This window comes from Pseudarthrobacter sp. B907, assembly GCF_040137805.1.
Taxonomy (GTDB): domain Bacteria; phylum Actinomycetota; class Actinomycetes; order Actinomycetales; family Micrococcaceae; genus Arthrobacter.
In genome coordinates this window covers 42,698-55,121 of the sequence record NZ_JBEEQE010000007.1, presented here as the reverse complement: position 1 = coordinate 55,121, position 12,424 = coordinate 42,698, and the positions used below count along the sequence as shown (strand labels likewise).

Genomic DNA, 12,424 nt, shown 5'->3' with positions numbered 1-12,424 from the left:
TCGGGCCGTAAAAGCTTGACGTTGCTGGGAGAGATCGGAGTTGGGGATGGCAACTGGAACCGATGCCGGACTGCTGGCGAGACCTAAGCCGCAGTCGGTCTACAAGCACGGGATCCTTGAGCAGTACGTAATCAGGTTCGCAACGATGACGGCCAGCAAGCTGACGCCTAGGAGGGCGGTGCTTTTCGACGGCTTTGCTGGCAGGGGACGCTTTCACACCGGCGAGGCGGGATCCGCCGAGCGCATGATGATCGCTGCCCAGAAGGCCAAGAACTCCACGACGATCGACCTCTTTCTGGTGGAGAGGAACCGCGAGGACTTTGTGTCTCTCGACAAGGTGGTTCGATGAGTACCGTAACCATGGCATCCATGTTGACAGCCGGAACGGGGATTGCGGGCAGCACCTCGACGAGGTCAGGCGGCTCGCTGCCGGCGCAAGCCTTTTCGTCTTCCTTGACCCTTGCGGCGCAGGGCTTCCCATGAATTCGATCAAAAACGTCCTCCACAAGCGAGGTTCATGGCCTCGGACGGAGGTTCTGCTGAACTTCAACGCTGACCTCATTCGCCGTGCTGGTGGACAGCTGAAGAAGGGGCAGCTCGGCCTTGGAGGCGTCGCCAAGGCGGACTCAGTCTGCGGGGGCGAGTGGTGGCGTGACCTGGCATTGCAAGCGCACACGGCCTCTGGCGGGACCTCCTGGGAGGCGGTCCCTTGTAAACAAAGGGAAGCAGGGGCCTCGCTATCTGGCGGTGACGGTGGGATTTGAACCCATCGTTTGTCGAGCTTGACCGCAACTCGAATGGCAAAACAGCGAGTCCGCCACCGTCGCATAGAGAATCACTGGCGGTACAGCACTAGTCAAGGCCATTTTTAGTCAGAATTTTGAATGGGTGTTCATTCGAAATCTTCCACCGCGGCGCTCGACGGCCACGACGGAATTTCGACCGAGCGATGTGCCGGATCGCCGTAGGCCTTGTACTGCCAGTCAAAGTCGTTGCCTCATGCCCTTGTCCGTCCTCCACGATGGGTCCGGCATCGAAAGCTGAAGCAGAGCCTTGAGCTTACCGAATTCCATACCACAGAGCTCGAAGAAAATTTTAGGACCCAAGCGGTCGGCTAGCCCTGAGGCCTTGGCGTTGAGCTGTCTACCGTGTCTGGTGCCCACGCGAGGCAGTCTGAGGCGCGGATAAGGTACACCGGCGGCCAGGGCATGCCGGGCATAACTTGCGCAGCGTCAGGCGAAATCAGAAGCACCGCGCCGGGCCAGATCGGCTCCGGCAGCGCTTCTAGCCAAGCGCGCTGAATGTGGTTGAAACGGTTCCACCTTATTGTGATCCAGGATCCGGTTGGCTCGAGGGAATCGACGCTCAGAACGGTGATCTCTGCCGTCGTCCCGCGCGCTCGCTTCACGCTGTCGAAGTGATTCCACTTGTCGTTGGCGGCTTCTGCCCACGCACGGAGCCGACGTATCCGGGCTACCCAGAGGACGCCGACAACGGCTGCCGCGACGACAGAGACGATCACCGCTAGTAACAGGAACCAGGGAGGCGGCCAGTTCGTAGCCAAAGTGCCGAGGACGTACGTGGCGCAGATGGAGACCGCCCCGCTGCTGAGAATTAATGCGGGTGTCGCGAGCTTCGGTTTCAGGACTGGGTTCGCATCCATGAGTTACCTTCTGGACCAGTTTAGAGTTGCCAGCCGACATTGATAAGGCGTTGTTCTGGAGCAGTCGAACCGACAGCCCACGTCTCAGCGTGCAGCGGGCTTGCATGCGAGGGAGAAGCGGCCCGATCGACCAGACGGTCGATACTTGCACGCTGCTCCTGCTGTACCCAATCGTAGGGGGCCGGAGCTGGGCCAAGGGGAAGGGACGAATCATCGATACCCCACCTGTCCCTGTAGACGGCGGCCCGGCGAATGACATTTATTGCATCCCTTGGAATGACGTCCGGACCGAAGGCGTCCAAGAGGTTCCGTTTCCATTCGGTGTCCTGCATCAGGGCCGCACGGCTGACCTCGTCAGTCCGCTGCTGAATCCTTTTCTGCACTTGGCCGATCATCTTGGTCAGATCGGGACGGGCAGTTCGGATCGGTTCAGCCAGGGGATCCAATTGGGCCCCAGGCATCCCGGACTGGAACTGTCGCAGCCGGGAGTGCACGACAGCCGCCATATCCTTCACAGACGCGTTTGAGTCCAAAGCCGTCGCCACAGCACGTTGCGTGCTGGGACGGCTAACTGCAACGGATCGGCGCCACGCTGCAATAGCCGCGCCCCACGAGGGGGATTGCTGAAGTTCGGAGGCCTTGCCGGGCACGTGAGCATCAAGGAACTCCGTCAGATCCTCTGCCGCTGCGATTTGTGCGAGGTAGTCGTATTCAGCAGTGAGGCGTTCCAGGCTGTCCGCTTTCGACTGCTCGGCGTCTCGGACTTCGTGGGCTGTGCGTTCGGCACCCTCGGCGGCAAGGACCTCACCAAGGATCTGCCGCCAGGAGGCCTGCAAGGCAGGATCCAGCGGTTCGTCGTCCAATGGATCGTTTTCGCTGACGTACGCGTGGTTTCCCGCGCGTCCCCGGGTCATGCTTACGTACAGCAATTCGCGTGTGAGCCGGCCCTGCGTGACCACGGTGTGTCCGGTGTCCACGGTGATGCCCTGGGAACGGTGGGCCGTCGTCGCATATCCCAGCTCGACGGATGCCTCAACATAGTCTCGGCCCAGAGTCACTGTGGCACCGGTATCACGGCGAACCGCGGTAAGCGATCCGTCTCGTCTGCCAGTACGGACGACGTCGAGCATGGTTCCGTTACGGATGAAGTCACCCGTGCTGTCCGTGATGTGGCGGTCGTTGCAGCGGGCAATGACGGTGTCGCCAGTGCCGGCCCTCATTCCGTCGCTGAGCGGGACCGCTCGTTCCGCGTCCACGGAACCTTGGATGACGCGATCGGCCTGGGCACGCGCGTTGAGCATGCTCACCGTGTCGTTGTCAGCAGCGATGAGAATGGAAGACTTGCCAGCCTGGATGTCTGCCTGCCAGCTCAGATAGGCCTGGTCGACCATGTCGAGATACGAGCCATGTTGAATGCGTCGGTGCCGTTCGTAGTCAGCGATGGCTGCGAAGTCCCCGGCACGGAGCTTCAGGGACCCGTCTTGCTCCCAAACCTGTTCGAACCGCGAAATCGTACTCAGCCGCACCGTCCGGCCTTGCCGGTTCAGCCAACCGAGGATACCACCTGCGTCGATAGCGTCCAGCTGTCCTGGATCGCCGACCAGGAGCACCTTTGCGCCGGCGTCCCGGGCTTGCTGTACCAGCGCCGACAGTTGAAGGGTGGACACCATGGAGGCCTCGTCGACGACGACCAGCTGGTTGGGATGAAACCGCCACCTGTTCTGCTCGGCCGCGAGACGGGCGGCCTTCTGTGCCAGCCGGATGGATTGCGGGCCATTGTTGGCCAGCTGGGTGGTGAGCCCCTGCTCGGCATCGAAGAACTGTGAGGCCCGGTAACAGGCTCCTTGGCCGACCGATTCGTAGAGCCATTTGGCGACGTTCTCCGTGGCCATCGCCAGCTCCCGGCCGAGGACCTCGGCGCTCGCCGCGGCAGGCGCCAGCCCGACCACGGTACCGGCTCCGAACTCAGCTTCCCAGGCCGCTTTGACCGCCCCGAGCGCCGTGGTTTTGCCCGTACCGGCGGGACCCACGACGGCGTCGAGCCGGCTGCCGCTCAGCAGAACCTGAGCCGCAGCCGCACGCTGGTCACTGTGGAGCTCGAGCCGACCATGGTGTTTGTAGTCAGCGAGCGAATCCATGGCGACGGCCGCGCTCACGACCGGGCCGCCGTCGTCGTTCCTTGCCGCCATGACGACGTCCTCATTGGCGAGCGTCGCTGCGTCCGTGTAGAGGCGGGAGCCATGGAAGTCGAAGACGCTGCGGTTCGCGAAGCGGAGATCCGGCTGCGCGTTGACAGACACGGTGTACCGGTACTCATTGAGGGGGACGGACTGGCTTTCGGCGGCGGTGGCTACGGCGCCGATCATGGCGTCACGGTCAGCCGGAGTGTGGCAGCGGATGTCGGCGCAGACCCGTTCGGCTTCCGCGAGGAGGTTCCACCGGTTCCAGGTGGCGCGCTTGGCTGCGACGCGCTCGCGGGTCAGTGACCCGACGGCGTCGATCCAGTTGGCAGTGAAGTCACCGGTGCGGAATGGGGCTGCGCGGGAGCGCCGGATGGTGTTGGCGAGTACGTCCCGGGGTTCGAAGCCCTTGGTGGCCGCGCGCGTGCGCCATTGTGCGGAGAGCTGATGGAGGGGCACTGCTGTTTCCGGTTTCGCGGTCCGGGTGGAGAGAGTTGCCTGTTGACGGAGCTTGATGGTGGTTGTGGCGGTTGGGGGAGAGCCGTGGATTGCGGTCCATTCGGCGACGAGCCGGTCGGTTTCCAGATCGATGAGGCGGGCGCGGTTGGAGAATTCGCGGATCAGCGCATTGTCGACGCCGGTGAGCTGCTGGGTGGGGTTATGCGTGTTCGCGGCGGGTTCGCGGATGTCCGTGTCGGTGCCGAGATTCCGGTGGAGGGCGTCGAAGAGGAGGCCGTTGTAGTGTTCGCTGGCGGCGACCGCGGCCTTGTAGAGGGTCCGCGAATCCAGGGTGACCCAGGCGCCGTCGGTGATGCGCTGGACGCGGTTGGCGATGACCATGTGGGTGTGCAGCTGCGGGTCCCCGGCACGCGATTCCCAGTGGTCGAAGGCGGCGGCGATGGCGCCGCGGGTGCCGAGGTGGGCGACGCCGTTTCGGCCTCCCCGGGTGTGAATGACGTTTGCTTCGAGCCATTCGAGGGTGGCGTTGACTGCGTCGTGGTGGGTCTGGAGGATCTGGTCTTGGATGCTCCTTGGGCTTAGGGCCCAGAGGACGGACACGGATTTGGGGACACTGAACGTGAGGTCGAAGCCGACGACGGCGTGGCGCGTGTTTGCTTGTCCGTGGCTGTTTTGGACGACGGTGGGTTGACCGTGGGGGCGGCCCAGGGGAGCGCCGGTGTCCGGGTGGGTGGCGTGGTCGAAGATGGCTTTCGCATCGGCTTCGGTGACCTTGTCCCCGCTGGTCCGGTTGATGCCTGGCAGGCCTTGGCCCAGCCAGCGGCCCTGAGGCGTTCCTGTTTTCATGTAGTAAGTGGTCGCGTCCGCGGGCGCGACTGTCAGGTCGTCCATCATGGTGGTCTTGAAGAGGTACTTCAGGCCCGACTGGGCGGAGAGCCGGGCGATGGACATGGTCATTTCATTTGCCTGTCATGGTTGCGGATGGGGCCGTCCAGCCGCGGCGGCGGAAGATCGCTTTAGTGTTGTAGTCAAGTTCGACGCCGGCTGCGTTGGAGAGGGCCAGCAGCTTGCCGGCGAGATGGACCAGATCTTGGGCATCGGTTGTTTGGTTGGTTTGAAGACGGGCGACCTCCAATCGGAGGTCCTTGACGACGGCTCGCTGCTCGGTGTTCTTGGCTTCAAGCTGGTCGATGTCTGCGGACTGGGACCGCAGCTGCGCGCGGAGGGACTCTTGGGCTCGCTTGGAGCTGGCAAGAGAGGCAGTGAGTCTGGCCGCTGCCCTGCTGTCGTTTGCCGTTTTTGCTGCCGCCATGGCGGCAGCCTCGTTCGGGACCGTAGCGCCGGGTGCGGGGCTTGCTCCCGTGGCCCGGAGACGCCGTCGACGGTCCCGCTGTCTGTTGCCGCAACGAGCGGTGCAGAACCGCTGCGATGTCCGCGACGGTTCGAAGCCCCCTCCACATTCCCCGCATATCTTTCCGCCCACGGTCGTTCATCAGCGAGGCTTCACTTCACGACATGACCTGCCGTGGGTCTGCGCTCACGGCGATTACCTTGGATGCCAGAGGTGTGAGGTTCCTGGGCGCTTGGTGGCGTTCCGCGGCTTGAGACGTCGGGATCGGCATGCCTAGGGGAGCTGGTGGGATGTTTGGTCTGGACATGTCCAGACCCGAGGCGTTCAATGGAACTGAGGCGCCTCTTGATGTTCTGGGAGGAGCGGACGGATGAATCAGATGGCGAGCGTACGACACAAGTCGGCGGCCGCAGGATGGGGGTTCCGATGGACGGCACAACATCCGCTAAATATTCGCCGGCGCGATCCGCTGCAGAAGGCTTCCTGGCCCTGAATCTGCCGAGCCGTCTTACGTTGGAGCGGCTGATCTCGATTGTTGAGAACCTCAGGCACCGGCGGATTGAGATCGACGTTTCCGAGTCTTTGACCGGGGGATCGGTCTGCGGGTTGTGGCTGTCCACGGACAGCACGGAGATCATCCTGCACGCACCGACGCCGTCGCCACTCCACCGGCAGCAGTTCATCCTTCACGAACTGGGCCATATGGTGCTCCGACACGATGAGCTGGTGGTGTCTTCAAACTATGCGGAGACGTTGTTTCCGAATCTGTCCGGCGAGAAGGTGTCGCGGATCCTGGGGCGGAGTGACTTCCTGGACCACATCGAGGCCGCTGCCGAAACCTTGGCAGATTTCTTCGCCGCTGCCATCCGGGACAGCAGCCCCGAGCCGCGGTCGTTTGAACGGATCTTCGGATGATTCAGGACATCGCTGCAGCCGTGATCTGGTGTCTGGCGATATGCCTCCTGCCGGATCTGAAGCGGCGCAAAGACAAGAGCATCCTAGTGGCGGCACTAACGATCGCTACTGCACTCACGCTAAACATTGACCGGATCTACGTCGCGGGAGACCGCGTACTCGGTAGCCGTAATTTCTTGGACCTCCTAGCCAATATCTTCATGGTTGTCGGTATCTACTTCCTGTCCCGTGCGATCCTGCGCGCCGCCGATGTCAGTGAAACGGCGGACGCACACAATAGGGCAGGGCTTTCGGCGCTCGGGGTTGTGGTTGGGGCCCTCATTGTTAGCTTCAGCCTGGTTGATGCACCGCGGACTTCCACGTCCTTCATGAGGGATTTTGGAAGCCAGTGGCCAGCGGCCGCATACTCGGGTGTTCAGTTCCTCTACATCGGGGTGGTGGTGGCCACCACCGGCATTACCTGTTTCAGGTTCCGCAGCGTGATGGCGAGGCCGTACTTCCGCGTCGCTTTTGTGTTCATCGGCCTGGGCTGCGCTTTGGCTGTGGTGATGGTCCTTGCCGTGTTGGGGATGGATGTACTTCATCTTGTTGGGGGCATTGAGGCCATGACGAGTCTCTCCTACGTTTACGACGCCGCGGTGGTGGGCGCTATGGTCTTCCTTTGCGTGGGTCTGGGCTTGCCGCCAGTCGCACGACGCCTGGAGCGGCGAGCTGATGCCCGGTCCGCAGCCATCCTTGTCGAACGAATGGCTGGGCTCTGGGAACGAAGCACGTCGCGGCGATCCGAGATTCGGCTGGATTTGACTCAAACTTCAATCGACCGCCGCGATGCCCCCAGACGCCGGCTGCACAGGATGTTGGTGGAGATCCAGGACGCGCTCTTGGTGGACCCGCACCTTGCTCAATCGCTGAGTCAGAATGATCTGGATGTTCTCCGAGAAGCGGAGCAGCATCTCGGTGCGCGGTTGGCAGCGCCTGGACATCGAGGACCGTGGTTGTCGCGGAAAGGGGACACACATCCGTGACCGATAGCGACGCTGGGATTCCCGAACAGCCGCAGGCGAAACTCGCGCGGAAGCTAAATCTTCTCCTGGATCTTTTTGAGGCCCAGGGTTCAACGCCCCTAACATATCCGCAGATCAGCAAGCACATGTCGGACCGCGGAACGCCGTTGTCCCGCTCCCGCTGGGCCTACATGCGTGCCGGCGACAGTTCCATGGCGACGGACCCGCAGCTGTTGAAGAACCTCGCCGAATTCTTCGGCGTTGATCCCAAATACTTATTGGACGACGACGGCGACGTGCCCGACTTGGTGGACGCGCAGCTGCAGCTACTGCGGACACTGCGGGAAAACCGAGTGAGAAACTTCGCTGCACGACAACTGGAGGGGATTTCTCCGGACACGCTACTGCGCCTACGCAAAGCCATCGACGAACATCTGAAGACTCCAGAGGACGACGCCGATGCGTAGGGCCGCTGCCGCTGTGGCCACAGGTTGTGGCATTGCTGGGGCTACCGCCTTCATCGCAGCGGCCTACTTCGCCCGGCAAGTTGTGGTGCCCAAGACGCTGCGGAAGGAGGATCTGCAAATCCGCCATGTGTTCCGCGCCGCCGATGAAACGCTGATGGTGGAGTTGCCGGCATCAGCACGAACGACGGCTCCAGGCCGCTACAGCATTTGGTTTGCCAACGGCAAAGGGCATGCCTGCATCGGAGAGGTCGTCTCGACTTACGCTGGCACCGGAACGGTAACCCGCCGGGTTGAACGGGTTGACTCCGGGGATTTCGAGACTGCGAAGGCCGGCATTTGGAGCGGATACGTCTATCCGACGCCCGAGCCGCTAGGGCTGCCCTACTCGGACGTTGAGATTCCCGTCGAGAACGGCATGGCGCCAGCCTGGAAGTTCCCACCCTCGCAGGCGTCCGGAGATTCTTCCACTTGGGCCATCCACATCCATGGCCTGGGTGGTTCGAAAGCCGGCGCTCTCCGCGGCGTGCCCGTAGCGGACCGACTGGGATACACATCCCTGGTTGTTTCACTCCGGAACGACCAGGATGCGCCTGCATCGTCGGACGGCAGGTATCACCTGGGGCAGACCGAATGGCATGACGTTGAAGCTGCCGTGTCGTACGCCGTGGGGCAAGGTGCACGCCAGATTATGCTTTTCGGCTGGTCCCTCGGCGCCTCAATCGCACTTCAGCTAGCTGCATCTTCGGAGTCCCGGGACCTAATCTCCCGGCTCGTCCTCAATGCACCCGTTGTTGACTGGAGCAGCACCCTGGTGGCAAATGCGCGGTCCAGCATGCTTCCTGGTTGGGTTGCCCGGCTTGGACTGCAGATGCTTGGGTCTTCCGGAGCGCGCTGGATCACAGGCTTGGATGCTCCCTTGAACTTTCCTGCCCTGGACTTTTTGGCCCGGGCGGACGAACTCAGTGTTCCCATCCTTGTCATCCACAACGAAGGGGATCGGTCGACGCCCTTTGCCATATCGCGCGAATTCGTCGCCCGGAACCCCGAGCTGGCGACGCTGCTCACTTTCCGGTCCGCAGAGCACACGCAGGAGTGGAATTCCGACCCGGACGGATGGGATGCGGCGGTGGAGAACTGGCTCCGGAACGTCCCGCCGTCGTCGTCCGTATCCCTATAACTGCGGGCTTATGACGCTTCGAGTCCCCGATCCCGGTAGGCAGTGCCTTTGTCCATGCTCCAGCCAGCGACCATGCCGGTTCCGATCATTTGGTCGCTGAGCCTGGCGAGGCGATAGTTTGGGTCGGCTTCGAGGGCGAGTTCCAGGAACTGGTGGGCCTTGCTGCCTCTGCCTTCCCACCAGTTGATGAAGGCGATGGCAGTCAGGGACGGAGCAGAGTGAACTGTGGCACTGTGCGTGTACGCGTGGACCAGTAATTGCTCGGCCCACTCGACGCGGGACCATTGCGGCTTGCCGTGTGTTTGGGCCAGGAGGATCCGGTCCATAGGTTCGTCGATTCCGGGGATGTCGGCCATGAGTTGGTCGCGGATGGCAGGGAACTGAAGGTTCGCGATCAGCCCGATGGTCTGCTCGTCGTCCGGGTATGTCTTCGCTCCGAGCATTTCTGTCCACAGCGTCCTGGCCTGCGCCATCGCCTCCCAATGGCTCATGCCTTGAATTGCGGCTACACGGTTCTCAACGGCATCCAGGGTCTGAGATTCTTTGGTCGATGCCGGCAGCGTGATGCGGTTGGTGGGTTCGATGGTGCTGCCGCGGTAGACGAATTCGGCGTTGATCTGGCTGGATTGGGTGGCACTCAAGGGGAGCCGGACGCCATTCTCAGGATCGCCGTCGTACTGTGACACTGACCGGTCTCCGACGAGGAGGCCTTCCCTGATGGTGAGTCCTCGCTCGGCGAGGGCGCCCGTGAGCGCAGCGATGGTTGCCGCGTGTGGCTTGTGGTCGCCGTTCACGGGTTCCGAGGTGTAGACGGCGAAGAGCACACCTTCGGCGCTGGTGTCGTGGCTGAGGTAGCCTGCCACCATCTTTGCGTAGCTGATTTCGGTGCTTGGTTTCGGAAGGTCGACGCGGAGAGTGGCTCCGACGTGGTTGTCGGCGAGGGTTATACAGACCAAGCTTTCTTGCGGCCAAAATCCCAGGGTGTGGCCAATGAAACTGAGGGCGTCTGCGGGGGTTTTGATGGTGAGCGGTTCCATGTTCCTTCTCCTTCAGCGACTGGCCGGCACAGGGCGCGTTAGTCAGATTTGTGCGTCGTTCTGATAGCGGAGTCACCGCTGGGTACGAGGGGCCGGAGTGCAACTTGGGGAACCGGGAGCGGGCCAAAATTTCGCGAGGAAGTAAGCGACGGAGGAGCGCCGAACGAAAATTTGGCCCGATCCCGGCGCATCGCGCCCTGGTTGCGCGGAGGACCCGCCCAGCGATGATGGGGATCAGAATGACAAACAGCGAAGATGCTTCTGATGGTTCATGGGGGCGTGGGAGCGGGGCGGCATGACCCCGCCGAATCTTGGGGGCTTCGTCTGGTATTTAGTAAGTAACGCGTGCGCAGGATTGGCTTGCGGGGCGACTTCGGCATACTCGGCGACGGACTTCGCTGTGAATACAGGACCGCGCCGCCGCTCCCTCATCTCTCCTGCATTGATCCTCGGCGAAATAGGAGTGCCCTTATCATCCTGCGCGGGTGGGCCTGCCAAACTGTGAGGTCGAGAAGCGGAACAGCTCCGTCGAACACCTGACCAGAAATTTATTGGAGACGCCCATATCCTGCCAGGTGTCGTGCTCCCGGCGGGACGAGTCAGGTGTCAGGTTGCGGTCTAAAAGTTGGTATACCTCTCGTCAGAAAAGGGGAATCCAACCCTATTCGGATAACCCTTGGCCACCTGCCTGACGTCAGGTTGGGGTGTAGCCAAACTGGGCGAATACTCCGCCGGAGCAGTCGCTCTTCGGTGAAGCGGAGCCGGCACTGGCGAGCGTTTGCGCCACCGCCGGCTGATGGCCCAGGTCAATACCTGTCGGTCGTGAATGCACCTTGTGAGAGGCATAGAACTCATATCGATTGGCGGACGACCAGTTCGGTGGGGATGGTGATGGCGGCGGGGCGCTTGCCGGCGATGACGTCTAGGAGGAGGCGGACCATTTCTTCGCTGATGCGTTCGAAGGGTTGGCGCACTGTGGTTAGTGCGGGTGTTGCGTTGGAGGATGCGCTGATGTCATCGAAGCCAACGACGGCGACGTCTTCGTGTACGCGGCGTCCGGGGTCGTGCAGCACTTCCAGGGCACCGAGCGCCATGAGGTCGTTCGCGGCGAACACAGCGTCGATATCGGGGATCCGGTTGAGTCGTTCCCGCATTCCTTTGGCGCCGCTTTCCTTGCTGTAGTCACCATGGACGATGAGGGCTTCGTCAAGGTCGGGGCCTTGGTCGTCGCGGTAAGCCTCGAGCCGGCGGATGCCACCGGAGGTGTCCTGGGGGCCGCTGATGGTCCTGGGAGCTTTCCAGCAGCCGGTCCACGGTCTGCCTGGCGTGCTCAACGACCATGTCGTTGACCTCGGTCTTGTCCTCGTGCAGGGAGGTCAAGACCGAGGGGGTGATGCGTTCGACCAGGTCCCGAATGAAGGCGGTCGGCATTGCTCCGGTTTGAACCGCGTCCTTGGTGGCGGTGACGGCACCCCCGCCACCTGATGTGGAGGGTCGGTGTAGGATGCACGGACTGGGGTGACGACGGTCCATTTTCTGGCGCCGCCCGATTAGACTCTGGCTGCAGAGCCCGGACTGTTATTCGGCGGTCCGGAGAAGTGCGGTGGACAAACGCGGTTCAGAGCCTGCGGGGCTTGTTGCCGACTAATTTAGTGCGTTATGCGAGGAGCGGTCATGGAGCCGATTGTCAGTAAAAGGGATGCCGGTCAGATCGTGCGGGCAGCACGGTTCCGGACAGGAGTGTCCTGGGCCGAGATCGCGCTGGCGATCGGCAGGGATCCGGTGTGGGTTGTTGCCGCGCTGCTGGGCCAGCACGCGCTGACAGCGGCGGACGCCGGGATTGTCGGGGAATTGCTGGGTTTGGATCCTGAAGTTCGGGAGGCCTTGCAGATGCAGCCCTACCGTGGTTCCTTCGATTCCCCTGTGCCATCCGACCCGACCATTTACAGGCTGTATGAAGCGATCAACGTGTACGGGCCTGCGATCAAGGAGCTAATTCATGAAGAATTCGGGGACGGGATCATGAGCGCGATTAATTTCAAAGTCGACATTCAGCGCCGTGAGGACCCGGCGGGGGACCGGGTCGTCATTACTCTGGACGGCAAATTTCTGGACTACAACTGGTAGGTTGTCTCCGGCTGCCGGGATTGCGTCCCAAGGCTCGAAAGCTG

10 protein-coding genes and 1 pseudogene are annotated in these 12,424 nt (G+C 62.2%); 6 read left to right on the top strand and 5 right to left on the bottom strand.

Annotation, left to right across the window (positions count from 1 at the left end; all coding sequences use genetic code 11):
- The first annotated feature begins 46 nt into the window (after nt 1-46).
- A complete protein-coding gene (locus tag ABLI39_RS08005) occupies nt 47-349 on the top strand; it encodes a class I SAM-dependent methyltransferase (protein ID WP_349412915.1) in 303 nt (100 codons plus the stop codon).
- Between the two features lie 1,334 nt (nt 350-1,683).
- On the opposite strand, the gene mobF is transcribed toward ABLI39_RS08005, so the two are convergent.
- Entirely contained in the window at nt 1,684-5,259 is a 3,576-nt protein-coding gene (gene mobF, locus ABLI39_RS08000; RefSeq protein WP_349412914.1) for a MobF family relaxase, read from the bottom strand.
- 1 nt (nt 5,260) lies between these two features.
- A complete protein-coding gene (locus ABLI39_RS07995; RefSeq protein ID WP_349412913.1) occupies nt 5,261-5,614 on the bottom strand; it encodes a hypothetical protein in 354 nt (117 codons plus the stop codon).
- Nucleotides 5,615-6,001: 387 nt separating this feature from the next.
- Between ABLI39_RS07995 and ABLI39_RS07990 the strand changes: the two genes are divergently transcribed.
- From ABLI39_RS07990 to ABLI39_RS07975, 4 genes are read left to right on the top strand one after another with little or no spacing between them, the layout of a single operon-like run.
- Complete coding sequence (locus ABLI39_RS07990; RefSeq protein WP_349412912.1) at nt 6,002-6,568, top strand: hypothetical protein; 567 nt, start codon at nt 6,002-6,004, stop codon at nt 6,566-6,568.
- Entirely contained in the window at nt 6,565-7,593 is a 1,029-nt protein-coding gene (locus tag ABLI39_RS07985; RefSeq protein WP_349412911.1) for a hypothetical protein, read from the top strand. The genes ABLI39_RS07990 and ABLI39_RS07985 overlap by 4 nt, the downstream gene beginning before the upstream one ends.
- Complete coding sequence (locus ABLI39_RS07980) at nt 7,590-8,039, top strand: hypothetical protein (RefSeq protein ID WP_349412910.1); 450 nt, start codon at nt 7,590-7,592, stop codon at nt 8,037-8,039. Before ABLI39_RS07985 ends, ABLI39_RS07980 begins: the two co-directional genes overlap by 4 nt.
- The gene (locus tag ABLI39_RS07975) at nt 8,032-9,216 is read left to right on the top strand and encodes an alpha/beta hydrolase (protein WP_349412909.1); all 1,185 of its coding nucleotides are present in this window, start codon (nt 8,032-8,034) and stop codon (nt 9,214-9,216) included. The genes ABLI39_RS07980 and ABLI39_RS07975 overlap by 8 nt, the downstream gene beginning before the upstream one ends.
- Nucleotides 9,217-9,224: 8 nt before the next feature.
- Here the strand turns inward: ABLI39_RS07975 and ABLI39_RS07970 are convergent, their stop codons facing one another.
- The 3 genes and pseudogenes from ABLI39_RS07970 to ABLI39_RS17420 all read right to left on the bottom strand — a co-directional run.
- The gene (locus tag ABLI39_RS07970; RefSeq protein ID WP_349412908.1) at nt 9,225-10,253 is read right to left on the bottom strand and encodes a DUF4192 domain-containing protein; all 1,029 of its coding nucleotides are present in this window, start codon (nt 10,251-10,253) and stop codon (nt 9,225-9,227) included.
- Nucleotides 10,254-11,104: 851 nt separating this feature from the next.
- Entirely contained in the window at nt 11,105-11,587 is a 483-nt protein-coding gene (locus ABLI39_RS07965) for a substrate-binding domain-containing protein (RefSeq protein WP_349412907.1), read from the bottom strand.
- A pseudogene (locus tag ABLI39_RS17420) lies at nt 11,541-11,726 on the bottom strand (carbonic anhydrase); the annotation flags it as partial. The gene ABLI39_RS07965 and the pseudogene ABLI39_RS17420, both read right to left, overlap by 47 nt.
- Before the next feature lie 201 nt (nt 11,727-11,927).
- Between ABLI39_RS17420 and cynS the strand changes: the two are divergent.
- Complete coding sequence (cynS, locus tag ABLI39_RS07960; protein ID WP_349412906.1) at nt 11,928-12,380, top strand: cyanase; 453 nt, start codon at nt 11,928-11,930, stop codon at nt 12,378-12,380.
- The last annotated feature ends 44 nt before the right edge of the window (nt 12,381-12,424 follow it).

What these genes read in the sequence shown, in the direction of transcription:
- ABLI39_RS08005 (WP_349412915.1), top strand. Translation starts at nt 47, where the DNA reads ATGGCAACTGGAACCGATGCCGGACTGCTGGCGAGACCTAAGCCGCAG.
- mobF (WP_349412914.1), bottom strand. Translation starts at nt 5,259, where the DNA reads ATGACCATGTCCATCGCCCGGCTCTCCGCCCAGTCGGGCCTGAAGTAC.
- ABLI39_RS07995 (WP_349412913.1), bottom strand. Translation starts at nt 5,614, where the DNA reads ATGGCGGCAGCAAAAACGGCAAACGACAGCAGGGCAGCGGCCAGACTC.
- ABLI39_RS07990 (WP_349412912.1), top strand. Translation starts at nt 6,002, where the DNA reads ATGTTCTGGGAGGAGCGGACGGATGAATCAGATGGCGAGCGTACGACA.
- ABLI39_RS07985 (WP_349412911.1), top strand. Translation starts at nt 6,565, where the DNA reads ATGATTCAGGACATCGCTGCAGCCGTGATCTGGTGTCTGGCGATATGC.
- ABLI39_RS07975 (WP_349412909.1), top strand. Translation starts at nt 8,032, where the DNA reads ATGCGTAGGGCCGCTGCCGCTGTGGCCACAGGTTGTGGCATTGCTGGG.
- ABLI39_RS07970 (WP_349412908.1), bottom strand. Translation starts at nt 10,253, where the DNA reads ATGGAACCGCTCACCATCAAAACCCCCGCAGACGCCCTCAGTTTCATT.
- cynS (WP_349412906.1), top strand. Translation starts at nt 11,928, where the DNA reads ATGGAGCCGATTGTCAGTAAAAGGGATGCCGGTCAGATCGTGCGGGCA.